Here is a 23,702-nt window from a genome sequence, read left to right as displayed (position 1 = left end):
GCACACTCCAAGCCCGCACCCTGCGCCGCAAACACGGCCTGTCCGAAACCGCTGCACGTTTGATTGCCAGCCTGCATTATGGGGAGGCTCGGTCGTGACCGCTGTTATTCAGAAGAACTCTCAGGAAGAAATCAGGCTCAGCCGCCAGAACTACATGGGGCGTGACGTTGTGAATGTCCGCGTCTGGTATCTGGCGAAGGATGGGGAGAAGTACCCGACAAAGAAAGGGGTGGCGTTCAACGCCGCCCTGCTTCCCGACATTCAGAAGGCGTTGGCGGACATCGCAAGCCAGGAAGGCGGTGCACAATGACCGCCCAAGACCTGACTTTCAATCTCGGTGGTGTCTGGCGCAATGGGCGGGGCTCTGCGCCTTGCCCTGTCTGCCAGCCCGAGCGCCGCAAAGACCAGACGGCCCTGTCTATCTCAGAATCCGGTGGCAAGCTGCTGCTGTATTGCTTCAAGGACGGCTGCGGCTTCAAGGACATTGCCGACGCTGCCAACGTCCCTGCCAGTTCGGCGAGGATCGATCCGCAGGCACAGCGCGAAGCGGACAAAAACCGCAAGGCATATGAGGAAAACAAGTTGAAGCAGGCGCGCGGGATCTGGGAAGCATCTCACCCCATCGAGCGCACCAAAGCCGAGGCCTATTTGCGCGGGCGGGGTATCACCTGCCCCCTTCCGCCTTCCCTGCGTTTCGCGCCGGATATCTTTCACGGCCCGTCAACGTCTTGGTGCATGGCTATGGTGGCTCAGGTCACGACCGGCGGCATTCACCGAACGTTCTTCGACAAGAAGGGCAACCGCCTGAATAAGTCGGCCAAGATGATGCTGGGGCCATGCTGTGGTGGCGCTGTGGTCCTGTCAGAGGCTGTAGGACCGCTTGTGGTGTGCGAGGGCATGGAAACCGGCCTGTCGCTGCTGTCGGGGCTGCTCAGCGGCCCTGCCACGGTCTGGGCCACGCTCAGCACATCGGGAATGAAAGCTCTGCTCCTACCGGAACAACCAACTAACCTGATTGTTGCGACTGATGGCGATGACGCCGGACGTGAGGCCGGTCATGCGCTCGCCAGCCGTGCCAGTTCCCTTGGTTGGAAAGTTTCAATGATGCCCGCGCCAGACGGGCAGGATTGGAATGACGTCTTAGGAGCGGGGTCTGCGATTAAGAGCGCAGCTGAATCGATGCCGTTCGAGCTTTCTGTTGGACTGAGGTGACCGAATGGGACGCGACAAGAATAACGAAAGGCGCGGAGAGCATTTCACAAAGCTCGTGCGCAATATGATGGAGGAGCCCGCTTGGCGGGCCCTCTCGCCCGTCGCTCAAGCGCTGTACCCTTGGCTCAAGCTTGAATGGCGCGGCCCGCAAGCGAACAATAACGGCAAGATCCAATTCAGTGTCAGGCAAGCGGCTGAAGCATTGGGGGTTAAGTCGCTCAACACCGCTGCGCGCGGGTTCCACGACCTTCAGGCAAAGGGCTTTCTGGTGGTCACAAAACCAGCTCAGCTTGGTTTGGGTGGTGAGGCCCGTTCCCCACTGTACGAACTGACGGAAATCGAATTGCCGCATAGCGAACGAAGAGGTGGGCGGATGCTCTATCGCGACTGGGCGTCAGGCAATGATTTTCGCGTCCACAAAGCCGCAGCACATAACCCTTCTGGAAGAAGCTCAAAAATAAAACCCTGTCGCAAATTTGAAGACGTGACCGTCTTAAATTTTGAGACGTGTAAGGAAAGGACGTCGCAAAAATGAAGACGTGCCGTCGCAAAAATGAAGACGTAAACGGCCTTTTTCAGCGCTCTCACGTCGCAATTTTTGAGACATCCTTAATCTACCAGGGGGTCTGGGGGAAACGGACACCTTCTGCACCAATAACCAAACACGGCGAGGCATGAGTGATGGCGGATGAAACCGAACGAAAAAACGTGGCCAATACGTATACTGACGAGAACGGGAAATTCGCTCAAGGCAATCCCGGCAAGCCACGCGGAACCCGGCACCGAGTCACAAGAGCAGTTGAGGAACTGCTTGAGGGGCAGTCCGAGGTCATCACCCAAAAAGCGGTGGATATGGCACTTGAAGGCGACAGCACGGCCTTACGGCTGTGCCTGGAACGAATAGCGCCCACCAGAAAGGACGCGCCAGTTAATTTCGACCTGCCTGCCATCCAATCCGCAGAGGAGGCCTCAGAGGCGGCGCAGGCGGTTCTACAGGCGGTTTCTCAGGGCGAGATAACCCCGTTGGAGGGAGCAACCATCATGGGGCTGATAGAGCAGTACAGGCGGGTGCTGGAAACGACCGAATTGGAAAAACGCATCACGGCATTGGAGACACAGAAATGAACATCAGAAACAGGTTAGCGGCTTTGGAAAGTAGAAAGTTGGAAAGTGCCATCTCAAACTCGGGCGCTTCGAACCTACTGGTAAAGCGATTGCTGGCCACAGCGGAACGTATGCGTGAAACACCGTTGAACCAATTGACTGCCAATGCGTCACCTTTGGAAATTGCCGCCCTCATTATGGATGGCCGTGTTGATGACGAAGTGGCTCGGCAATGTGTCGAGTTTTCAAAGCACGAAACCGACAGCGCTGTTCTTTTCTCAGCATTTCTCGACGCGGCCAACGGCGCTGACTGCAACCCAACTCGAGAAGAGCATCAAACATGACCATCAGGAACCGAGTCCAGAGATTGGAGCAAACACACAGCCACGGAACGGTCATCTACATCTCTGCCCCCTTCAAAGGCAAAGACGATGGTGAACCAGTCATTCTAAGCGCGTACGTCGGTGGCAATTTGCACGAACGCAAGCCGCGAGAGGATCAGAGCGCGTTCACCAGACGCGTAAACCCTACCGGGCAGCGAAGTGTTTTTCTTGAATCAGACGCGGATCAACTTTGAGGGAGACAGACGACATGAGCGTGAAGAGCAGGATATCCAAGCTGGAAGCCCGGAAGGGCACCAAGAAAATGACGGCGATTATCCACTTACCGAAAGACATGACGGATGAAGATGAGGTGCGCGAAGTTGTGGCCCGTCTTACTGCCAACATCTCAGAGCCGTTTGATGAGTGGATAATTCATGACAACGACGCCACAGAGCCAACGATTGGCGTTGTGGATCTAGATGAGTTGTTGGCTGACATAGCCGCCGACAGCAAACGGATTGGTGTGGACGCATGAGCATCAGACGCCGACTAGACAAGCTGGAAACTGCAGTTTTCACTGAGGCGAAAAGAAAGCCCCTATTCGTAAGCGTTGTGCCTGCAAAGGAAGGACAACAATGCGGGCCTGCCGTGTTTCACCATGCAATTATTGCCGGAACCACGCTTGGCAAAATCACGCGGGATAAAGCTGAGTGTGAGCATGCATTTGCCCGCCGCGTCTATGCCATGGCAGCAGGCGACAAACGTCTTGAAGACATGACCGATGAAGAGTTGGAAATCGCGTTGGCTGCGGCAGACGAGGAGCTTGTTTTGGAGAAGGCTAAAACCAGCAGGCTGAGCGATGAAAGTCTGAATAATTTGGCGGATGAGTGAAATTGCATTGCCATACTGCACCGCCGCCACCTGGCAGTAAGCCAACGGGCTATGGTTGCAGCGAAGTTGGAAACGGGCGTAGCTCTGCAAGTTTGCAGACCAACTCTGTTGAAAACGAGGTTCGAAAGGACTTCACTCCGTCTGAGAGGGTCGCCATCGCCCGAGCAATTGCGAATGAGATGGATGAACGCCGGGGCCGACCCACAGCCGAAAAGGTGCAAAAATTTGCACAAATTGAAGAGGGGCAAAAAACCACAGACTTTGCCGCAAAGCGCTCGGTTCGGACAGCCAGGAATGTTGAACGCCAACGACCCCAAGCCTGCCTTAAGGTTTCTGTTCTTTCCCCGTGAAGCCCAATGCGCCTTCGTTGTTCAGAATCTCAATTGCTGTATCCAGAGCCTCTTGGTCCGAGTTGAACTTGTCGTCCCAGACATAACTGGCGTCTTCATAGTCCACCACTTCCAACGTCCATTTGTCCTGGTTGTCCAAGCGGTAGATTTCGATTTCAAACCGATACCCGTCTAAAAGTACAGCCTTGCACTTGTCTGACATCACCAGCTTCGGTTCATAGATTTCCATGACAACGCTACCCATGAATTTCGAACGCAGACAATGTCATATCAGCAGAATCCGCGTGAAGGCCAGTGGGCCTTTGCAAAGGTACGACGCGCCGAACTCGTACCCCCTCATTGAAATCATAATCCCCATCAAGGCGCGCCGCTCCGCACTAATATTTGCGGAGAGTGTTCAAATTGCGTCCTTGAGATGAAAAGTGCGTTGGCGCTCCGGCACTCGGAAAGTGCAGTTCAATACTCTGGCGGTTCGATGAAGTACTCGTGGGGCGGCGCGCCGAACTCAACAACCCCCTCAAATCCAGATGGAAAAACTGGAACGCTCTAAAATCAACACGCGCCACCCACGGACAGAGGATCGCATTGCGGCAAAATTGTGTCCACATCTCGTTTTGAAACTCACTGTTTGCCCTTTGGAAACAAACTTTTTCGGTGAAGTTTGCAATGTTACGGGAATCCCCCAATTTCGGGCTCTGCTTGAGTTGGATAGATTGGGATCAGAATAACCACTTACCCCCTCGTGACGAAGATAGGGGCTGGCCTCGACCCCCTCAGCCAGCCCTTATTCTTGTTCTGGCCACCCCGGCAGATTGTTTGGAGCAGGAACGTCATTCCGAACCAGCCAGTCACGCATTGCTGCCCAGTGGTCCTGTGAGCGACAAAAAGTTCAATGTCGTTCAGCATTGATCCGCTAGGGTGAGTCGTGGAATTTCTCGATTTAAGGCTATGGAGCGCGCAAAAAATGATGAACTACCTGGTTGAATGTCGGTGTCAGAGAAGTCTCCTTGGAACGCAGTTCTCGTAGGAAGTCCAGTGACAGGCGACAGGTCCTTACCGGAGAGTGCGGATGCTCAGAAAGGTACTCACCACATGTATCTAAGCCCACATCGGGGTCTTCAAGCAGGTCTGAAAAAAGTCGCCCATGAACGAATACAGCTGTTTGCGCTGGTTTAGTCGCTTCTTTTCCGCACGTGTCAATCAGCATTACAACGCTTCCGGACAAGAGGCTCAGAACCTGGCACGCATAAAAGAGCTTAGCGCTCTTGTTATAGGAGGGCACCAAAATAAAGTCTATTTGATCTTTGTCGAGGCTTCCACGGTTTCGTAAAAGCGACATTGCAACTGTTGGGTTGTAGGCATCCACACAAATAAGTACGGCTATATTGCCCAGAATAGTTTCATAGTAGACTATTCTAGGGCGTTCCGGAGAAGATATTCTCTCGTCAGTGCGCTCGGCGGCGTGAAGTTTTGAATGCAGTATCGGCCTGCTCGGAATGTCATCGCGTTCTTGGCTCAATAGGGTCTTGTTGGGAAAAATTCGAGCCCTGTTGAGACACGTGGAAGCATCCCCATTTTCTTCATGGTCATAGTCGGTTCCTGCGATAAAAAAAATAGGCCTTTCAACCGCATCGATTTTAGCTTTGATTTTTTCTTGAAATTTCTCTTCACACGCCCGGTCAGAGTGCTCTTGGTAGTCTGTTTCGCCAAAACTAATAATGTTTGCACCTTGCGCAATCGCTGTATCGAGTGCGCTCAGACGTTGTTTTTCCCACCTGTCACGGTCAAACAAGACTTCTTCGTCCGCGTCCGGGTTAACTTTTACAAATTGGAAACCATTTTTTTTTGACACTCGAAATCGAAAACTGTTTCCGTGGCCAGCATCGACGTCTCTCAAGCTTGCAATATCATCTCGCGCAAATCCAACCGCTGATAGAGTAATGCTATCTTGTGAGAGTAGCTCTTTTGCATTTTTCTTGCTTTCTGAGAGCCTCTTTCTGTCGGGTCGACTTATGTCTTCCGCTGCTTTGAGGATAACGCCGAGTGAAGCTGCTTCGACTAGCTGCTCTCCGTCGACTAATGCGTTACCTTCACGACTAAACTGCTGAAGTGCTACGTGGGCTCGATGGTACGGTTTTAATGCTTTAAGGAAGCGGTCTTTGAAATCACTCAATCTTGGAACCTAACTTGTTACCAGTACAACTAATATGCTGCGCCTATCTGCATTGCCAACTCAGCGGTAGCCCCAACGCTTTTAGGCGTGTCAGTCTCGTTTTTCTTTTCTTCGGCCGTCGAGGCGCTTCCTGCATCGACGAGGCCTGAAATGTACGCGTGGCAGTCATCGGCAGTAGCTACGAAAACGGATTCGGACCCATTTCTTGCGTGAAACGGAACAAATTCAGAGCTTTCCTTCAACGTAAACTCAGGAGTGGACGTCGCATCCTGCCCATTCTCCGGCATAGAAACTGCAGTAACTCTCCTAAGAGTTTTAGCTAGCTCTGAGTTAGCTATCGATTTTGTTTCAACCGACCATGAAAGTTCAGAATATAAATCCCTAATAGCGGAGGATATCTCTGACCCGGCGCAATCCACAGCAAAGACGTCGATCCAGCCTGATTTTTCCAGTAAGACGTCCAACGATTGCGCACTCGAAAAGTCGCTTTCGTAGAGTTGCACAATCATATCGTTTGCAGTTTCAGCATAGGATTTCGAGATTCTATGCAGTTCGCGCACATCACTCTCCGAAAGCGAGAGGTGGGAAAAATTCGAATTTCCGACAACGCGCGTCCAGACCTTGCTTTGAGCTTGTCCAGAACAGACGGTCAGGCAGGACCGCGCTGAAAGCGTCCACCCGCCAACTTCGATTGTTGTCAATGGAAAGTCCAGGATCAGTCCCGGGTCAAACCTGGCTGTAACTTCTTCGTCTTCAGCGCAGTAAACACGGGCATCAGATTTTGCCGCAAATGCTGCGCCTATCGCACTTAGATAGGCATCTTTACGCGGAGCTATTTGAAGGCCAATTCTTCTGGCATCTCGGAAGGTGTTCACTATCTGCGCGCCGGAAGTATCCTCGCCGCGCTTCTTGGCATTGATAATCGTTCCACTTCTAAATGACGTCGAAAGGAACGTACACACGAGATGAATCCTCAATCTAGTTTTGAAAAATATGATTTCGGTCAACTTAGCCAAAAATCAAGGCTGGTAGCAAGCCGGCAATTTCAAGTTCAATTTTGATGAAGACTATGTCACCAGTTTGGCGTTTTCAGGATATAATGAAGAGCCATCGCAATCATCTGAACGGCAATAGGAAATTCAGCTTCGAAGTTTAGGAACGAACCAGTTTATTTTCACTGCCTGACGTACTACTGAGCAAAACAACCAAGCCCTCACTCACAATACCTTGCACGCCTGAGCCGTGATTTTGCCGCTGGGGTCTCTAAATGCCGGTATCGGCCACCTGAGTACCTACGGCAGTCCAAAGCGTGCCCAGCGGCGATTACAGCGGCCCCTATGTCCTGGCCATCCGCATAACAGACACCAACCCAACGGTCATGCGTACGTTCGCCGTTCAAATCGCATGAAATGGATTTGCCGCGCAGATAGTTCACCATCCAGCGCTTGGCGTCCTGACCGGAACGTGTGCCGAGCTCGGGGGCATCGACGCCGTTCAGTCTCACCGGAGTTCCATCGACAACAATCGTGTCAGCGTCACGCACATGCAGGCTGGCTGCATGGGCGGAAGGCGCAAGAAGGATCAAAAGTAAAAGTAAGCGTTTCATTCCGACGATATAGGCAATCCGCGCAAACTCTTCACCCCTATCCGGCGCAATGGAAAGCCAGTGTTGTTTTCAGGGGGAATCACCGTTCACACCAAGGCACAAAGATACCTCAGATTGAGACAAATGTTCACGCCACGTTCTTGCCTAAGTAGAGGTAATATGATACCTTCCATTTAAGAAACCGAGGCGGGCCAAGGCAGAGCAGATGAGCGTGGAAATCCGAGAGATTATTGCCAAACGGGTTCGGGCCGAGCGGGAAACCGCGGCGCTGCACCAATGGGCACTGGACGGGCAAAAAGACCCGCTGACACCCGAACTGAAAGTACGGTGGCTGAGCATGGTTGCAGAGCACGACGGTGTTGCTGCGGCTGCCCTCACAATGGACAAGCTGGCGACGCAGCCAATGCCGGAGGTAATTCAATGAGCAGAATGGACCATTCAATTATCTTGGGCGCGCGACAACCCAATCTGGTCAACGCCTTTGCTCAGGGGCAGGCATTGCGCGCTCAGTCGGACCAATTGGCAAGTCAGAACGCATTGCGGAACCTGTACCAGACCCAGGGCGCGAATATCTTTGCCGGGGACCAGAATGCGCTTAATTCCTTGGCGCAGCTTGACCCGACGCAGGCGCTTGCCATTCAAGGCCAGCATCAGGTTCAGCAAGAACGTAGCCAAAAAATGGCTTATGACCGTCAGGCGATGGAAATGAGAGTTCGTGAGCAGCTTGCGCAGATGGATGAAGCAGAGGCACAGCAGGAACTCACCAGAATCCGCCAAGGTATAACGCAGGCTATAGCGCTCCACGCGAAAGGTGACTTGCAAGGTGTGAACGCAATTCTGGAACGTGTTGGTGAGACTCCGATGCAAAGCCTGGACGAGTTCCCAGAGCGTGTCATCAAGTACGGTGATGCCGCAGAGGTTATCGAAGATTTTCTAAAGCCGCAGGATCAGAATTTTGACAACTTCAGGGTGGTCGGAAATCAGCTCTACGACCTTAGCGCAGAAGGTGGTCCGAAGGTCGTTGGAAGCAGTCAGCAGACGCCGGGTTTCAGCGTTACGACGTCTGACGGGACCGTTGTGCAGCACGGCTGGCAAGGCAATACGCCTCCGGGTCAGAACCCAGACTTGACGGGCACCCCGCGCAACCCCGGCCAATTGGGCAAGGAGCTGTCCAAGAAGGACGCCGCAGCCCTTGAGGAAATCAATGCTGCAGGGCGCACGGCAACTGACCTCGAAAGCCTTGCAACCCAGCTTGAAACCGTATCGCCAAAAATCGGCTACACCGGCCCTGGTGGTGAAGCTTACGGGTTCGTTGACGATATTGTGGGCTTCCTCCCCGGTGACAGCGGCTCACGTGGCGCGTTCAAATCACTGGCGATGGAAGCGCAGCTTACGTTCACGGAAAAGACCAAGGGCGCAATCACGGATCGGGAAATGGGCATGTTCCGCGCAGCCGTCCCGAACCTCAGCCAGACCCCCGAAGGGAACGCCGCAATTTCTCAGGTTATGAAGGCCGGAGCCGCACGGGCGCAATCCCGTGCCGCGTTCTTCGAGAATTGGGCGCGCAAGCATGGCAGCCTCGAAGGCGCGCAGGAGGTGTGGTCGGACTACATGCGTGATAACCCCCTCATCTCGGAAGCGGGCAACGGCATCACGGCAAACCCTGAGGGCGACTGGCAGAGCTACCTGAGCCGCCAGCCCGCCATGAGCTACACGCCTGAGGCAATTCTTCAGATGGACCTCAACCAGCTCAGCCAAGTGCCCGTTGAGAAGATGACAGGCCCGCAACTGGACGCCCTGGAGCGTCGCTTTCAGGAGCTAGGTCAATGAACGGGGATATTCAGCAGCGCATCGCTGACCGGCGCGCAGAACTGGCCCAGCAGGGCAAACTGGCGGGAATGCAGGACCGCATTGCCAAGCGCAGGCAGCAGCTATCCGGTGAGGTTGTCGCCACAACCGACGACGGAGGGCAGGTGTTCAAACTTGAGGACGGTTCCCTGTCCTTCAAATCAGCGGGCTATGCCACAAATGACCAAGCGCGGATCGCAGAAATCATACAGGGCGCAAAGCCCGTGGATCTCGTGCAACGCGATGTTGACCAGCAACGGATATCAGAACACCCAATCGCCGCCCGCGCGCAGGAGTTTATTCAAGGCACCCCGCTCGTTGGTGAATGGGCAGACGAGGCCGTTGGTATGGTCAGCCCGCAGGCCGCAGAGAACATGGGCCTGACGTCTGATGCGATGGAGCGCCAACATCCCGGCCAATCCGCAGCCCTGAACGTCACAGGCGGTATTGCAACGGCACTTCCACTGGCTGTTGGAGCGGGTGGTGCAAAGGCCGCTGATTATATAGCTAAGGGGGCCAACTGGCTTACACGCGGCGTACGGGCTGGCACGGTTGCCGCCCCAGCTGGTGCTGTTGAAGGTGCGGCCAGCTTTGCGGGGCGCGCCGGTGATGGTGAGCGCCTACAGGAGGGCGTTAAGGGTGCTGGCATTGGCGGTACACTGGCAACGTTTCTTGGTCCTGTTGCCACGTGGGCGGGTGAAAGCGCCGTCCATGTCGCCAAGCGCATCAAGAAGCTGGACGTGCGTACAATTGCGGAAGAACTTGGCATTTCTCCGGCAGCGGCCCGGATCGTCAAGCAGGGTATCGTCAGCGATAATCTGGACGAGGCTCAGGCCCGCTTGGCTCAACTGGGTGAGGACGCGTTGTTAGCCGATGCAGGACCGTCTACAGGCGCTCTGCTGGACGCTGCGGCCACGACGGGCGGAAAGGCCCTGAACGCCGCCAGAAACGCCGCAGACGGGCGCGCGGCACGTGTTGGCAAGCGACTGCCCGGTGTTCTTGACGGTGTGTTTGGCAAACCCAAGGGCATCAAGACCGCTGCAAAGGAAATCTCGCAGGGCACTGCCTCCGCCAGACAGAAGGCCTATGGCGCTGCTTATGCCGCACCAATCGACTATTCGGGTTCAGCAGGACGCATAATTGAAGATACCCTTTCACGTATCCCGCCCAATTCACTGAAAGCAGCGATAGGCGAGGCAAATGAAGCGATGATTGCAGCAGGTCAGCGCAATCAGCAAATCATGGCCCAGATTGCCGACGATGGCAGCGTGACGTTCCGGGAAATGCCCAACGTCCAACAATTGGACGAAATCAAGAAAGCGCTGGATGGCATTGCCAGGGAGTCGGTTGACCAGTTCGGCAGGCTCACGGCAGCGGGCCTGAGAGCGCGTAAACTCGCCACAGAGCTACGGGAGGCCACAAAACAGGCTGTACCGCTCTACGGACGCGCTCTGCGCCTCGGTGGCGACAAGGTTCAGCAGGACGAAGGCTTGGCACTTGGCAAAAACCTCCTGTTCAAGGGAACCACGGTAGAAGACGTCAAAGCCTTCCTGAACCAAGGTGTCTCCAATGATGCTCGTCAGGCCGTCAGACAGGGCGTGAGGGAAAGTATCGAGCAAAACTTGTCCAATGTCCGGCGCACTATCACAGATCCAAACACAGACGCCCGAGAGGCCATGCAGCTGGTCAAGGAAATGTCGAGCCGCGCCAATATCCAGAAACTGCGCCTTGTTCTCGGAGGTCCCCGTGCGGATCGGCTGTTGAACGAGCTGGACCGCTCGGCAACCGCGCTGGAACTCAGGGCGGCAGTCGCGCAGAACTCAAAGACGGCAATTCGCCAGTCCATTCAGGAACAGGTGGCAGACGAAACCGCCCCCAGCCTTGCGCGCCGCACTGCTGGCAACATGGGCAACCCGCTGGATGCAGCACGGGAAGTAACGCAATCCATCGCCGCAATTGATCCGCGTTCGATGTCAGCCCGAGAGCGTGGCATGTTCGCAGAAATCGCAAAGGCACTGACAGGTATCAAGGGAAAGGACGCACAGGACGCGCTCAAGGCCGTCAGGGGCGCGTTAAATGGTCAGCCCCTCAAAGACGCTCAGGCGCAGCTTATAGGTCGTGTGGTGGCCGGTACTACTGCTCTAGGGCTTTATCAGAGCGCCAAGCAGCCCCTAGCACACACACAGTCCCGCTGATGCAGGCTACGAAAAACGGGATGAAGCCGAACTGATGGTAAATCTGCATGTAGCCCCAGCCCACGGCAAAGACCGTAATCGGGGCGCAAAGCAGAATGAGAACAATGGCAAGGGCGATAATCAATCTACGCATACCACCAAGGTAGGCACTCGCGCACCCACAGTCCAGACAGGAGGCACCACATGACTAGCGAAACCAAAATCTGCGGAGCCAAGACCAAGGATGGCGTATGTATGTCAGCCCCTGTTGAGGGCAAGAACAGGTGCAGACTGCATGGTGGGCTTTCGACCGGGGCAAAGACAGCCGAGGGCCGGAGGCGCATATCAGAAGCCAACGTTGCACATTGGGCAGAGCGCAATCGACTGATTGAACTGGCGCGGTCACTTGAGCAGGCAGCAAGTTAAATCGAATTCCTCAACAATAACAAAGGCTGTTCCCGGATAAGGTACACGACAAATGACCGACCGTGAAAGCGCGACAATCTGGATTGAGGAACTGGACGCGCCATACGTGCGGGTGGGATTCACGTCTTTCCCATGGCAAAACCCGCACCGGATTGCACAGCGGGCCAACGCATTGGCGCGGAACTATTCCAAAGGCTGGCACTGCGCCTACTGTGGTGAGCTTATGCCCGAGTGGAAACGGATTGATGCCAAGTTTTGCAAGGAAGGCTGTCGCAAGATGGCCGCGCGAAAACGTCGTCTGAACTAGACACCAATTCTAGGGTTCGCCTTCGATGACAAGCCATGCCTTCTCAATTCTTCTACCAGCTTGTGTTGGAAATCCCGCCAGATTTAACTTCATGAACGAGATAAAAGCGTCAAGATGAATAAAGCTATTGTTCTTGCTTATGTTATCCTCTGGTCCTGCAATGCTCCGCGTTAGATTTATGCATCCAATCGACGCTTTGAAACCGCTGCCACGATGAATCAAAACTGCCGACCTATTGCCAGTGTCATGCACATAAACTCCAGGACGCGGACGACTGTTATTATTGTAGTCAAACGTGTGGTATTTTGAACCGCTGAAGCCATGTGTACCAAGTTGATATGTTCCCTCTTCAATCCTTCGAGAATAGGTGACACCGTGCTGCGAATTATCGCCTGGCCCCTTGGGTTCAATTGAAGCGCCCGACATATTGGGTAAGTTCACCACAGTTCCATTGAAGTAACAATTGTACTCCCCTACTGTCCGGTACCTGACCCCGGAACCAGATCCTCTGGATTGGGTACGAAGCCTACGAATAACAATAGTAAAACCGTCAGATGGAATACTCATTTGGCCCTCTAATAGAAATTGTCGTCAAAAATTGTGATAAAAACCTCTACTAGAATGAGCCATTGACCGATTAACGGTCAACCCTCTTGTTATCCCGCGGGTTAGTGCTGTTTCTTCTTATACAGCTGGAGCGAGACAGTACTTTTCATTGTGGTAGCCAGTGGTACTCTGAAAACCTAGAAAGAAAATCCCGAACCTAAATGCATACTTTGGAAATTTCGAACATTCGGTTATCGTTAAACTATTAGAATTTGGAAATATTTTTTCTTCAATGGAGTTGTTTCATGAAATTACTGTTTTTCGTACTTTTGGTTTCGGGGTTTGCCGGTTGCGCAGATCAAATTTTGAATGAAGAAGAGAAGGAGGTATTCGACGGCAATGGCGGTGTTCTGGAGCCTGTTATCCAAAACGAACCGCCTACACTGGCCAGTGCGGCTAAATCTGCGAAACAACTTTCTGCAGCGTATTATTCCACTGGAATCAGGTCGCAAAACACTCAAAACGTCGCAAGTGGCCTAGTTATCCTTACAGCGGCCTCTGTAGTTGGTGGAGCCGTGAAAGGTACCTCAGACGCTGCCTTGGCTAATCGAGGCATAGCTGCAGTGGGAGTGCAGCAGGCGGCATCAAGGGGTGTAGGAAAAACTACAATTGAGAGTATCTTCGACGGCGCTCAGACGCTAAATTGCATCGGAGGCATGGCGACAATTTATGCTGAAAAAGCGAATCTCAACAACGATGACGTTGCGGTCGAGGTCACCCTTTCTGTAATCCGTGAGGTTCGGATTGCAGTTCGGCGTGGGCTGACACGAGAGGTCGCTAAGTACTCTGATATGTTAGCGGCATTCAAGGAAGCTATTCCGGATGGTGATGGCGGGCAAGGCAAGGACAACAAAGCCCTGGTTGAGATTTCCAGGGCGACCAAGACCGATATCCTGGAATACCTACTGCGCCTAGAGGGATGCGTCTCGCAAAAATCACTTACTAAAGCAGCAAAACAAGACGAGAAGGGCCAGAAATAACTCTGAAACCGCATAACAGCGGGCAACCCAGGTCAAGGCTCAGGTTGAAAGGGTAAGTTGGTATGGCTCTTTTGCCTAGTAAAACAGCCATATCGTGTTCACTACAATAAACTCCGAACCGGCAATTTCTCCAAGTGTGGAGGCCTGTACAGCGGATGTAGATGACAAAACAAGTCTGGCCCGACTGTTCTCTTCGTGTGGAAATCGTTGCGGCCCATTTAGTTGTGTCGTCAGGTGTGGTTCACCAGTTACCCAAGGGAGCGCATATGGGAATGACCGAACTACTGCTACTGGTCTGCTTCGCAATTGTCGTTGTCGTGGTCATGATGGTTAAAGAACAGCGCCTTCAAGACCCTGAAAGGCTGGACACAATCTACGTCAATCAGATGCGTGAGGTTTGCAAACTTGCTAACGGACCAGTCGTCGCTGCACTTACTCGGCAGTCAGGCAATATTTACCGCGAACTCGGCGAATTTGATAACGTTGGTGAAGCTCTTCACGAGATAGAGAAATCTTTCAGGCGCGGTCAGATTGAGAGCGTCTATGTTCAGACAAACTCAGAGCGGCGATTTGAGGTCATTCGACTTCACCATTCGCACGGCGGCAAAGCAGAGGGAAAGAAGCTTGGCGGAGCCATTATCGAGCTTGCTTAGTTAGTAGGCGCGACGGGCCGCTGCCGAAGAACACGGGTCTTGGTTCGCACTGGGTGGGTGGAGAATGTTACGTCATTGTCCACCGACTCTGAATTAAAAGCAGTATAAAGCTTCTGATATCGAAGCGGAGGATTCGACGCACGACACAATATCGTCCCTCTCTGAAACCGCACTTTCGTATTCTGAAAATAGGCGATTGTAGTTTTCACTTAGTTCCATAGCGTCATCGCGAAGCAAGTTATGCTTTTCAACTAGTTTATTATACTCATAAACCAAATCATCATATTCGACTGCAAGGTCGCTTAGGTTTGACTTACAAGTAAACCCCTCATAGTCGCAGGCGTACTGGTCAAAGCACTCTGCATATTCATCAACGCACTTTCCCTGCGAACTGCAGACTTTGTCCCCAAAGTCCAAACATGCAGGTTGACCAAAGCTGCAAGAAAAGCTCTGCGCGAAAACGGTCCCCGGAAACACTAACCCGGCCTTTAGTGATAACAATGCGATTGCGAAGAATGCAGGTCTCATCATCATTGTCCGTCGTTCTTGACCAAAACCACACCCGGTCCCTTGGCAGAGTCACCTTCGTCCAGAAACTGAATGCCTTGTGATACCAACGCCTCCTGGATAGCCGTTATCGCTTTGTCTGCTGGGAAAGGAGAGCCGGACCCCTCGGCACGTTTGACAGTCATTGATGAAACGCCTGCGGTCTTTGCCAGTATTGCCTGTGAAATATCCAAAAGGCCTCTTGCTGCTCGAATTTGCCCTGAAATGAATTTTTGCCCTTGTTCCAATTTAGAACATTCCTTATGTTACTTTTTAGAACATTATCACAATCGGAGGACTTAGCAATGCAAGAACAACGCGCCAGCGCGAATGGAGCAGATTTGTTCAAATACCTTCAGGACTGCCAGGACATGGCTACCGATATCTCAAGCCTGATCGAGTCGGCAGCAGTCATCGACAACGAAGGCATTTACCCTAATGGCGTTACGGCACTGTTGAAGGTGTCCGGCGACTTGGCCAACCGCTTGTCCAGCATGTTGGACAGCGTAAACCTTCCGGAGGCTACAGTATGATAGATCAATTCACAAACGCTTACGAAGCAACCGAATATGAGCTGCAAACGATTGCCGGTCTGTCAATTGCGCTGACTGACCTTCTGGCGGAATACGACAAGACAAACTGCCCCGAAGGCCTTTCGGTTCAGTCTGTTGCTGCCGCTCTGAGGGACAAGGCCAATGCGGTTCTCGATTTGCACGAGGCAGAGTGGGGCGTGGTTCAATCTCAAAAGGACCAGCTGGGTAAAGGCACGGATCAAGGCGCGTCAGGAACGCAGAAGTCGGTACCGGATAAGGCTGCCTGAATTTCATTTGAGCTGGGCGCGGCATTTTCTGCGCCCTTTTTCTTTTTGGAACTTGATATGAGTTATTACAGCGTCAACCGGCACTGGTCCGACCAGTTTCTGCCAGAGATTAAGAGCATCATCGGCGGTCACATACTACAGGCCGCGCCCGATCCGCTGGACCACTTCCAAGCCACGGACTTGCTGATGTTGGACGCAAAGGACATGCGGATAGCAGCAAGGGTCAGGCGACACGGATACGCCGCCAGATACCCGCACCAGTTCACGATCCGAGCCAAGTTACCCACTGGTGCTGAAACTGAGTTGTCCAAGATTGTGAACGGGTACGGGGATTGGATGTTCTACGGCCACGCAGGGCCTGACGGACGGACTATCGTGAATTGGTGGTTGATAGACCTTCGGGCGTTTAGGGCGGCGCTGATCCGGCACAGGACCACCGGAGCGCACCTGCTCATGGGTGACAAGCGGAACGCAGATGGCACGTGTTTCAAGTGGTTCGATATTCGGTCGTTTCCGAAAGAGCCGCCTTTGGTAGTAGCGCAAGGCTCCAACAATGCTTGATTCTTCATGCAATACAGAATTCAATCGTTGCCGTCCTAGAAATACCCTTTTCTGCATGTAAACTATTGCCACAAAAAACGTGCAGACTGTTGAGTTGTGTAATGAGAGTTTTGCGAAATCTGGTTGCAATTGTTGCTCTTGCTGGTGTGATTTTACCTTCAATGGCACGTTCGCAAGACTTTGAGGTGTTGCTACAAGGTTTTGACGCGTCCAACCTAAGCTACGAAGACAAACGGTTTCTGCAGACTGCACTTGCGTTTGAGGGTCATTATCATGGCCTGTTAGATGGGGCATGGGGCAGGATCAGCAATCGAGCGTTGGACGACTATTCTCGCGAAGTGTTCGAGACGGCTCCCGAAGACTGGCACATGGCGTTTCTGGCATGGACCTTATTCGAGCGCATCTCCCAAGACGGTTGGGAGATCCAGTACTTTGAGGGCTTGGGGTTATCTTTCCTATGGCCTGAAGACACTATTCGTCGCGAAGCTGATTCCGACTACTTCTTGAATTACCGTCACGCCAACAGCAGTTTCTCCATTTCCGTTGGTATTCACTCAGTCGAAACCGCCCAGAGGCTTCATGACTTTACGGTCCAATCTCATCAGTTGGTAAGTGATCCCTACACAGTTAGGAAAAGCAACCTCGCCGTCTCTTCAGTAACAAAAAGAGATGGCTCCACCCTCTACACCAGGTCGGATTTTGTGAATGGGGGCTGGTCAACTGTGATGCTGTCTGCGAACGAACAGGATCGTCACGTTCTGGGCGCTGTGGCCTCTAGCATTTCAAAAGGCCGGGCCAATCCGCTAGATATTTCGAACAACGGCAAACTTGATAGGGTCATCCAGCAAGTGGTCGCTGCACTCGAAGAGGCGGATGAACCAACTGGTGAAGATCCAGAGGCATCCAGCCCCGGTATTCAAGGGAGTGCGGGAAGCGGCTTTATTGTCTCACGGGATGGGCATGTTCTTACTAACCAGCATGTCGTAGACGGTTGCGCGCAAGTGTTAGTTGATGACCGACCTGCGACAGCGGTTTCTTCATCAGAAGAGTACGACCTAGCGCTACTAAAATACGATGCACCGATAGACAGGGGAGTCGCCGTTTTTTCGGCCAGCCCTGCGAAATTGAATTCGGACGTCACCGCAGTTGGTTACCCGTATGCTGGTCTCCTAGGTGGACTTAACGTTACTCGCGGGTCCGTTTCTTCTTTGAGGGGCCTAGGAGGCGACTTGAGCACCATGCAGATTACTAGCCCCATTCAAAGCGGAAACTCAGGTGGTCCTTTGCTTGCATCCGATGGCGAAGTGGTCGGCGTGGTTGTCGCAAAACTGAACGAGCGGGTAGTTACTGACGCCCTCGGAGATACGCCACAGAACGTAAACTTTGCCGTACGAGGAGAGATTGCAAAACTGTTCTTAGCTCAGAATGCCATTAATCCGATTCTCAGTTTGGAAGACATTAAATTAGAACCTGAGGAAGTTGCCGAGTTAGCTGCCAGCTTCACGACCTTTGTAGAATGCCGTTAACCATTACACGCGCAACCAACCCCTTTGTGGCACGTATAGTTCCGATTGATGCAGCTATTCCCACAAGCCTTGCCCTTTCGGCACACCTTGCAACACGCGGCGTTGTACACCTTTGCGTCTTGCTTGCTGCTCATTAAGTTCCAAAAGGGCGCTGTGGGTATTGGCAGTTTGTTAGGCTTTTCGGGTTGATTCTGAGCAAATGCAACTGCGGATGATAGGACAAGAGCAGACAGGCAGAGTAAAATAAGGTGCTTCACAAACATTCTCCGTTAACAATGTGTTAACTCTTGCATAGCTACGCAGAGCTTGGAAAAGGTATTTTCAAGGTATCTTTTTTGACACCCCAGAACCCGACTTTGCGTCCGGTTTCAATTCGGCACCGTGCCGCGCGTATCGCCAGCCGCTCAATAACGAAGAAAAGGGCGCATGGCGGCAGCTCTCAGCACTCGAGTCGGCTCCCGCGCCAAATGCAGAAATTCATGCACTTTGTCCCCCATTTGTCCCCTAGTGCGAAAAAGCGACAAAGGACAAGCGGCACAACACCAGTGTAAGTCATTGATTTTGCAATGGTGCCCCCACACGGACTCGAACCGCGGACCTACTGATTACAAAGAACTCAGTTGGTCATCGGGCTTCGCCGGAATACGCCATAAAAATAAGGTAAAGCACCGCTCTGCAACGAAAAACAAGTGGTCAACCTATGGTTGTATACCATAGTATGCCGTTGTTGAATGTTGCAGAGGATGTTGTAGAGCAATGCCCAATCATAAACTTACCACCCGCCCGGAAGTCGCAAAGATCAAACCGACCCCTGGCAAGACAACCATGTACTCCGACCTCACGGTCAAATCCGACCCCGATGCGCGCGGCATCCGGCTTGCTGTCGGTGCCACGACAAAGACGTGGATCCTGTCAAAGCGTATTAACGGCAAGGTTCGTTCTATCACACTTGGCTCGTGGCCTGATCTGCCCACGGTGTTTGCCGCTCGTGACAAGGCGAAGGAAAAGATGGCGGAAGTCACGACGCGCACTGACGCCACATCGACAGGCATTCACACTCTAGGTGATGCGTTGGACTCCCACATCAAACGCTCCAATGCCTCGGAAAGAACAAAAGGTGAATATAAGGCGCAAGTGCGCAACAATATGGCCGAGCTGTTCAAGATGAAGATCGAAGACATTACCCTCGACCATCTCGAAGAGGTTGTGATGCGCCACAAAGGCACTGCGACGCGCAAACATCTTGCCCAGATCATCCGAACATCATTCAAACGAGCGGCTGCGGTTCGCCGCTGCTTCAATGTCGCGGATGATCTCAAAGTCGATACCAAGACCTATCAGCCCGACAACACGGTCAAGTTTGACCCAGATGAGCGATGGCCCGCACTTGACTTGATCGAGGAGAAACGGACTTCAAATCAGATCATCGCTGCGGCTTTCGAATTGATGCTGTTCACGGGCCTCCGAGCCGGAAACGTGATCTCGCTCCGCTGGGAAGATGTTGACCTTGAAGCTGGCAAGCTACGGGTCGCACGCTTAAAGAATGGCCGCTTGGGCGTATTCCCCTTGGCTGACCGCGTTATCGCCTTGCTTGAGGCGCTGCCGAAGCATAGCGAATGGGTCTTCCCGCAGCATGACGTAGAGAAGCACATCTACCACCCAGAACGCCTCTCCAATGCCCGCAACATACTCCGCCCACATGATTGCCGCCGCTTGTTTACAACTGCTGCACGGCGCGCGGACCTGCCCGCCTATATCATCGACCAGTTGCGCGGTGATGTAGAGAAAGGTGTTCAGGGCATCTATGATCAGGGGTCGGCATCGCATCGACACGCCAACGCCGTCGCGAAACAAATTGAGGTGGAATGCGGGGCAGTACCTCTTTCGAATGTTGTCCAGATCGGTGGCAGGCGATAACGTCGCCGCGTGTCGGCGCCGGTGTTTGGCAGAATCCTCCGGCATGACCTTATTGCGATCCATGGGGGCTGGTGCCGGATCGCATGAGGGCACTCACCAGCACCATCAACGGGCCCGTGTCTTATTCGAAAGTGAGATTGGAGCCGATGATGGAAGACCTCACACATGAAATCCGTGCGCTGCGCGAAGAAGTACGAACCTTGCAGGTCAAGCAGACTCTGCCTGACCTCATGACGCCTGCGCAATGTGCCGAATACCTAAACCGTTCCGAGGAAGTGCTCTATCTCTGGCGCAAGGAGCGCAACGCCGGGCAGGACAGCGGCCCGCCGTTCCTGCACATTTCCAGCCGGACGATTCTGTATGATCGGGAGGACGTTCTCGCGTGGGCGCGTTCTCACCGCGTGAACTAAAAAGAGGGACGAAGCCGCTAATACCTCGTCCCTCAGTCGTTTCCACCAAAGCAAGCAAACCCATCGCTTCTACAACTCGCTTATAAGACACGCTTTGATGGAAACCGACCGGAAAACAAGGTAATAGCGTCTGCGTGAGAGAAGCAGATGCACATACATATAGCGACCAGCACAGGGCCTGAACTGCGAAAGGTTTACGAGGCCGGACCTGATGGCCCTGAACGATTGGAAGCCGATGAAGGTTTCCAACGCTGGAACGAGTTCGATCTTTGGAAACACGACGTAGACGATCTCGCCCAGCTACGGGACTTCCTCGAAAAGCAATCGAATGACCCACATTCCACCATTGTCCTTGGCGAGCCAAAAGCGGAGCGTCAGGGGCACAGCGGCGACGAATACCACGATTTTCGATATGACCTTTTCTTTGCCGATGTGGACGGTTTTGAATTTGACGGAACGGCCGAAGAAGCGATCTATGACTTGTTTCCGTTTTTGCGAGGCAAAGAGTTCGTCTACTACTACTCGCCATCAGCCGGGATCAAATCGGGATGGCGGCTCCGGGTGATCTGGCGCATCAGTCTTACTGTTGCGGACCAGAACGAATACGCCATTGCACTCAACGAGCAAATTTCGCTGCGCAAGGGGCTGTTTCGCCAATGGGTCGATACGTCGATCTACCATCTTGGCGGGTTCATCTTCACTGCTCGCCCTGATCTGCGCGGGATAGATGATCCCCACCCGGTGAGAGCTTTCCATGTCGAAGGTGACAAAACCCCTGAGACCTTTTCTACACCCGAGGACATGGTGGAAATTGCCGTCACCGGGCAGCGCGGTAAGCCAACTCTACATTGGAACGAGGGGCAGCGGCACCTTTCGGTCTTCGACTTTTGGCGACAATACCGTGATGCACATGGGCCGGACGCAAGTTGGGTTCAGGCATGGCTGGCGCTTGCCGCCGAATATGATCGGCTCAAGATTCCGGCGCAGGATCGGCGCGAGTTTGGTGAGCAGTACACTCGTAAGAAATTTCCCGGCGTGAAGGGCTCTCGACGCACGACACGGGCATTCCGTCAGCAGTATGACGCAATGCCCTTGGACGAGGCGCAAACCCGACTGGCTGACGCGATGCGCCGCGCCATTGGTGAACGTGACACGCCCCGGCTCACCGGAATTCGCATCACGGCTGGTGGTGGCAAATCGACGGCGGCGCTGCGCCAGCTTGGCGTTGAAAAGCGGTACATGGATGAACATGGATTCGTGTTTATGGCCGACTACTACGTTCCGACGCACCGCCTTGGCGATGAACTGGCCGCCAAAGCGAAGTCAGAAGGCCTAGATGCCGTTGTGGAGAAAGGCCGCAGCCAAGAGGTGAACGGCAAGCCTGTATGCTTCAAGCATGAAGCCGCGAAGGAATTGAACGGCGTTGTCTCGGACGTTTCGGCGCTCCTGTGTGGTAACGACAAGATGGGCTACTGCCCAGCATTTGAGACCTGTGCATGGCGGGACATCAAAGCTCGCTCGAAATCCTGCGACCTCCGAATCCGGCCCCATGAATTTCTATCCTTGCAGGCCGAAGGCGAAAGCAACGAGAACCGCCGCCAAGTTGATGTTGTCGTGATCGACGAAGACCCGATTTCTTCGCTGCTGCATCATGGCTCGGTTGAGATCAAAGAGCTTTGTGATGTGACCCGGCACGACATGGGCGACTGGTTGCTGCGCCTCTATCAGGTTGTGCAAGGCGGTTTGTCTCTCGATGCGTTGGACGAAGCTGGGTTTACGCCCGACGTTTGCGCCGAGTTGATCAAGGCTGAGGGCGATCTCAAGCCGCAGGTCGATGTGACGCCCGACATGGACGATGAGCAGAGCCTCAAGGCAGCGCAGGCCTATGATCGTCACTGGTGGAAATATGAAAGCGTTTGGCGTCGCCTGCGCGATTGCCTAAAAACTCGGTCCCTGAACCGCATACGAGTCTCGAAAGACAAGAAAAAGCTGCTGACGAATTGGGCATCCATCGTCAATGCAATCCCGGTCGATGATGATGGCCGGGTCAAAGTGCAAACGGTCCTTATGTCCGCCACAATGGATCGGGCCATGATCGAGCAATTCTTCCATGTGGATGAATGGGTCGAGATCGACGTACAGAAGCACTGCAATTCAGTAGTTCGACAAGCAAATGCACCTGGCTCGAAGGCGGCGCTGCTCTACGGCACGGGCGACCGAGAAGAAGAGTACGGCGAGACAAACGCCGCGAAGAAGGCAGCAGCCGAAGTGCTCCGCGCCGATGTTGCGCGGATTGTGGGCGATGAGAACCTGTTCACGTTCAAAGGAGTGGCGGAACTTGGTGACTCCGTAACCGGCTGGTTCAATGGCGTGGAAGGCGTGGATGAATGGCGGGGGCAGGATGCGTTCATTCTGGGTCGTCCGCTACCCATGCCGTATGTGGTCGAAGATATTGCTCGCGCGGTTTGGCAGAACGGTCAACCTATCACCAGTATTGGCGCATGGTATCCCAAAAAGAAGATTGCCTATGTCGGTGAGAAAGGCATGGCATGGACGGAACGGCACCCCGATCCACGCTGCGAGGCTGTACGTTGGTCGATCTGTGAGGGGGCAATCTTGCAGGCGGTGGCGCGCACTCGATACGTTCGTGAGGCGGCTAAGATCACGATCTTGAACAGCACGCCGCTGCCGTTGGAAGTTGATGAAGTGGTGCGGTTCGAAGACCTACTGCCGGAGGAGCTTGCCTATAAAGTTGCGCCCATTCGGACGACCTCTTGGGGGCTGGCAAAGCGCCTGTTCACGAAATTCAAAGATACGCCAAAATCATCTTTTCGCTATCAGGTCGATGATGTCTTCCAGTGGGCGATAGATAACAGGGCCGAGTTTGCCGAGGTGAGGTTCGAGGGTGAGCGGCAATGGTCTCGTGTCTTTGTTACAGGTTGGCAGGGATGGGATGCGTTGGAACGGCTGGGCATGGTCGACCAGCGTGTGCCGCGACTTCGTCAGGATGACATTAAAGCCAAGTTCAAGGCACTGATCGAACAGAACAGATGGCTCATTGAACCCGATGCCGTTGACGTGTTGCACGAGGCCTTCGCGCGTGAAGCATGGATCGACGATGAGGGTGTGTTGCCCGAAGGTCATGTGACGCTTGAGCCGGGGGATGATGCCGTTGACTTAGGGCAGTTGGTACGGGACACGCGGCCAGTGTGGCCGTGGCAGATTTAAACGTGCGAAACAGTTAATAGTATAGCTCTATATTAACGAGT

Annotated in this window: 27 protein-coding genes; 21 read left to right on the top strand and 6 right to left on the bottom strand. The window is 53.5% G+C overall.

The window, feature by feature from the left end; genetic code table 11:
- Positions 1–94 precede the first annotated feature (94 nt).
- From ACR0AP_RS15310 to ACR0AP_RS15280, 7 genes are all read left to right on the top strand, one after another.
- Entirely contained in the window at positions 95–310 is a 216-nt protein-coding gene (locus ACR0AP_RS15310) for a transcriptional coactivator p15/PC4 family protein (protein ID WP_480507571.1), read from the top strand.
- The gene (locus tag ACR0AP_RS15305) at positions 307–1,212 is read left to right on the top strand and encodes a DUF7146 domain-containing protein (protein WP_480507569.1); all 906 of its coding nucleotides are present in this window, start codon (positions 307–309) and stop codon (positions 1,210–1,212) included. Before ACR0AP_RS15310 ends, ACR0AP_RS15305 begins: the two co-directional genes overlap by 4 nt.
- 4 nt (positions 1,213–1,216) lie before the next feature.
- Positions 1,217–1,747, top strand: coding sequence for a hypothetical protein (locus ACR0AP_RS15300; protein WP_480507567.1), 531 nt, complete (start codon positions 1,217–1,219; stop codon positions 1,745–1,747).
- A gap of 146 nt (positions 1,748–1,893) precedes the next feature.
- The gene (locus ACR0AP_RS15295; RefSeq protein WP_480507565.1) at positions 1,894–2,337 is read left to right on the top strand and encodes a DUF5681 domain-containing protein; all 444 of its coding nucleotides are present in this window, start codon (positions 1,894–1,896) and stop codon (positions 2,335–2,337) included.
- Positions 2,334–2,660, top strand: a complete 327-nt coding sequence (locus ACR0AP_RS15290) for a hypothetical protein (protein ID WP_480507563.1) — start codon at positions 2,334–2,336, stop codon at positions 2,658–2,660. Before ACR0AP_RS15295 ends, ACR0AP_RS15290 begins: the two co-directional genes overlap by 4 nt.
- A gap of 247 nt (positions 2,661–2,907) precedes the next feature.
- Complete coding sequence (locus ACR0AP_RS15285; RefSeq protein ID WP_480507561.1) at positions 2,908–3,174, top strand: hypothetical protein; 267 nt, start codon at positions 2,908–2,910, stop codon at positions 3,172–3,174.
- Positions 3,171–3,530 (top strand): hypothetical protein, encoded by a 360-nt coding sequence (locus tag ACR0AP_RS15280; RefSeq protein WP_480507559.1) that lies wholly within the window; start codon positions 3,171–3,173, stop codon positions 3,528–3,530. Before ACR0AP_RS15285 ends, ACR0AP_RS15280 begins: the two co-directional genes overlap by 4 nt.
- A 324-nt stretch (positions 3,531–3,854) precedes the next feature.
- Here the strand turns inward: ACR0AP_RS15280 and ACR0AP_RS15275 are convergent, their stop codons facing one another.
- The 4 genes from ACR0AP_RS15275 to ACR0AP_RS15260 all read right to left on the bottom strand — a co-directional run bounded on the left by ACR0AP_RS15275 (position 3,855) and on the right by ACR0AP_RS15260 (position 7,659).
- Positions 3,855–4,109, bottom strand: a complete 255-nt coding sequence (locus ACR0AP_RS15275; RefSeq protein ID WP_480507557.1) for a hypothetical protein — start codon at positions 4,107–4,109, stop codon at positions 3,855–3,857.
- Between the two features lie 717 nt (positions 4,110–4,826).
- On the bottom strand, positions 4,827–6,053 hold the full coding sequence (locus ACR0AP_RS15270; RefSeq protein WP_480507555.1) for a hypothetical protein: 1,227 nt from the start codon (positions 6,051–6,053) through the stop codon (positions 4,827–4,829).
- A 29-nt stretch (positions 6,054–6,082) separates the two neighbouring features.
- Complete coding sequence (locus tag ACR0AP_RS15265) at positions 6,083–7,015, bottom strand: hypothetical protein (RefSeq protein WP_480507553.1); 933 nt, start codon at positions 7,013–7,015, stop codon at positions 6,083–6,085.
- Between the two features lie 251 nt (positions 7,016–7,266).
- A complete protein-coding gene (locus tag ACR0AP_RS15260) occupies positions 7,267–7,659 on the bottom strand; it encodes a thermonuclease family protein (RefSeq protein WP_480507551.1) in 393 nt (130 codons plus the stop codon).
- A 205-nt stretch (positions 7,660–7,864) separates the two neighbouring features.
- Between ACR0AP_RS15260 and ACR0AP_RS15255 the strand changes: the two genes are divergently transcribed.
- From ACR0AP_RS15255 to ACR0AP_RS15235, 5 genes are all read left to right on the top strand, one after another.
- The gene (locus tag ACR0AP_RS15255; protein WP_480507549.1) at positions 7,865–8,083 is read left to right on the top strand and encodes a hypothetical protein; all 219 of its coding nucleotides are present in this window, start codon (positions 7,865–7,867) and stop codon (positions 8,081–8,083) included.
- A complete protein-coding gene (locus tag ACR0AP_RS15250; protein ID WP_480507547.1) occupies positions 8,080–9,489 on the top strand; it encodes a hypothetical protein in 1,410 nt (469 codons plus the stop codon). Before ACR0AP_RS15255 ends, ACR0AP_RS15250 begins: the two co-directional genes overlap by 4 nt.
- Positions 9,486–11,702: a hypothetical protein gene (locus ACR0AP_RS15245; protein ID WP_480507545.1), complete on the top strand. Its 2,217-nt coding sequence runs from the start codon at positions 9,486–9,488 to the stop codon at positions 11,700–11,702. Before ACR0AP_RS15250 ends, ACR0AP_RS15245 begins: the two co-directional genes overlap by 4 nt.
- A 183-nt stretch (positions 11,703–11,885) precedes the next feature.
- Positions 11,886–12,107 (top strand): HGGxSTG domain-containing protein, encoded by a 222-nt coding sequence (locus ACR0AP_RS15240; protein WP_480507543.1) that lies wholly within the window; start codon positions 11,886–11,888, stop codon positions 12,105–12,107.
- A 52-nt stretch (positions 12,108–12,159) separates the two neighbouring features.
- Positions 12,160–12,414 carry a hypothetical protein gene (locus tag ACR0AP_RS15235; RefSeq protein ID WP_480507541.1) on the top strand — a complete coding sequence of 85 codons (255 nt, stop codon included), beginning with the start codon at positions 12,160–12,162 and terminating at the stop codon, positions 12,412–12,414.
- 9 nt (positions 12,415–12,423) lie between these two features.
- Here ACR0AP_RS15235 and ACR0AP_RS15230 read toward each other — a convergent pair whose 3' ends face one another.
- Positions 12,424–12,981 carry a hypothetical protein gene (locus ACR0AP_RS15230; protein WP_480507539.1) on the bottom strand — a complete coding sequence of 186 codons (558 nt, stop codon included), beginning with the start codon at positions 12,979–12,981 and terminating at the stop codon, positions 12,424–12,426.
- A gap of 284 nt (positions 12,982–13,265) precedes the next feature.
- Here ACR0AP_RS15230 and ACR0AP_RS15225 point away from each other — a divergent pair, with 284 nt between their 5' ends.
- Together ACR0AP_RS15225 and ACR0AP_RS15220 are read left to right on the top strand one after the other, a co-directional pair.
- Positions 13,266–14,000, top strand: coding sequence for a hypothetical protein (locus ACR0AP_RS15225; protein ID WP_480507537.1), 735 nt, complete (start codon positions 13,266–13,268; stop codon positions 13,998–14,000).
- Between the two features lie 161 nt (positions 14,001–14,161).
- Positions 14,162–14,653 carry a hypothetical protein gene (locus ACR0AP_RS15220; RefSeq protein WP_480507535.1) on the top strand — a complete coding sequence of 164 codons (492 nt, stop codon included), beginning with the start codon at positions 14,162–14,164 and terminating at the stop codon, positions 14,651–14,653.
- A 530-nt stretch (positions 14,654–15,183) separates the two neighbouring features.
- Here the strand turns inward: ACR0AP_RS15220 and ACR0AP_RS15215 are convergent.
- On the bottom strand, positions 15,184–15,447 hold the full coding sequence (locus ACR0AP_RS15215) for a helix-turn-helix domain-containing protein (RefSeq protein WP_480507533.1): 264 nt from the start codon (positions 15,445–15,447) through the stop codon (positions 15,184–15,186).
- A 57-nt stretch (positions 15,448–15,504) separates the two neighbouring features.
- On the opposite strand from ACR0AP_RS15215, the gene ACR0AP_RS15210 reads away from it, so the two are divergent.
- The 7 genes from ACR0AP_RS15210 to ACR0AP_RS15180 all read left to right on the top strand — a co-directional run bounded on the left by ACR0AP_RS15210 (position 15,505) and on the right by ACR0AP_RS15180 (position 23,661).
- Positions 15,505–15,732, top strand: a complete 228-nt coding sequence (locus ACR0AP_RS15210; protein WP_480507531.1) for a hypothetical protein — start codon at positions 15,505–15,507, stop codon at positions 15,730–15,732.
- Entirely contained in the window at positions 15,729–16,019 is a 291-nt protein-coding gene (locus tag ACR0AP_RS15205) for a hypothetical protein (protein ID WP_480507529.1), read from the top strand. The genes ACR0AP_RS15210 and ACR0AP_RS15205 overlap by 4 nt, the downstream gene beginning before the upstream one ends.
- Before the next feature lie 57 nt (positions 16,020–16,076).
- A complete protein-coding gene (locus ACR0AP_RS15200; RefSeq protein ID WP_480507527.1) occupies positions 16,077–16,580 on the top strand; it encodes a hypothetical protein in 504 nt (167 codons plus the stop codon).
- A gap of 101 nt (positions 16,581–16,681) precedes the next feature.
- Positions 16,682–18,106 (top strand): S1C family serine protease, encoded by a 1,425-nt coding sequence (locus ACR0AP_RS15195; protein ID WP_480507525.1) that lies wholly within the window; start codon positions 16,682–16,684, stop codon positions 18,104–18,106.
- Between the two features lie 756 nt (positions 18,107–18,862).
- On the top strand, positions 18,863–20,023 hold the full coding sequence (locus ACR0AP_RS15190) for a tyrosine-type recombinase/integrase (protein ID WP_480507523.1): 1,161 nt from the start codon (positions 18,863–18,865) through the stop codon (positions 20,021–20,023).
- A gap of 149 nt (positions 20,024–20,172) precedes the next feature.
- Positions 20,173–20,433, top strand: a complete 261-nt coding sequence (locus ACR0AP_RS15185) for a helix-turn-helix transcriptional regulator (protein ID WP_480507521.1) — start codon at positions 20,173–20,175, stop codon at positions 20,431–20,433.
- Positions 20,434–20,580: 147 nt separating this feature from the next.
- On the top strand, positions 20,581–23,661 hold the full coding sequence (locus tag ACR0AP_RS15180) for a hypothetical protein (RefSeq protein WP_480507519.1): 3,081 nt from the start codon (positions 20,581–20,583) through the stop codon (positions 23,659–23,661).
- Positions 23,662–23,702: the final 41 nt, after the last annotated feature.

It is taken from the genome of Ruegeria sp. AF7, from assembly GCF_056541885.1.
Note: the sequence above shows the minus strand (reverse complement) of the source record. Positions and strands in the feature narration are given on the sequence as shown.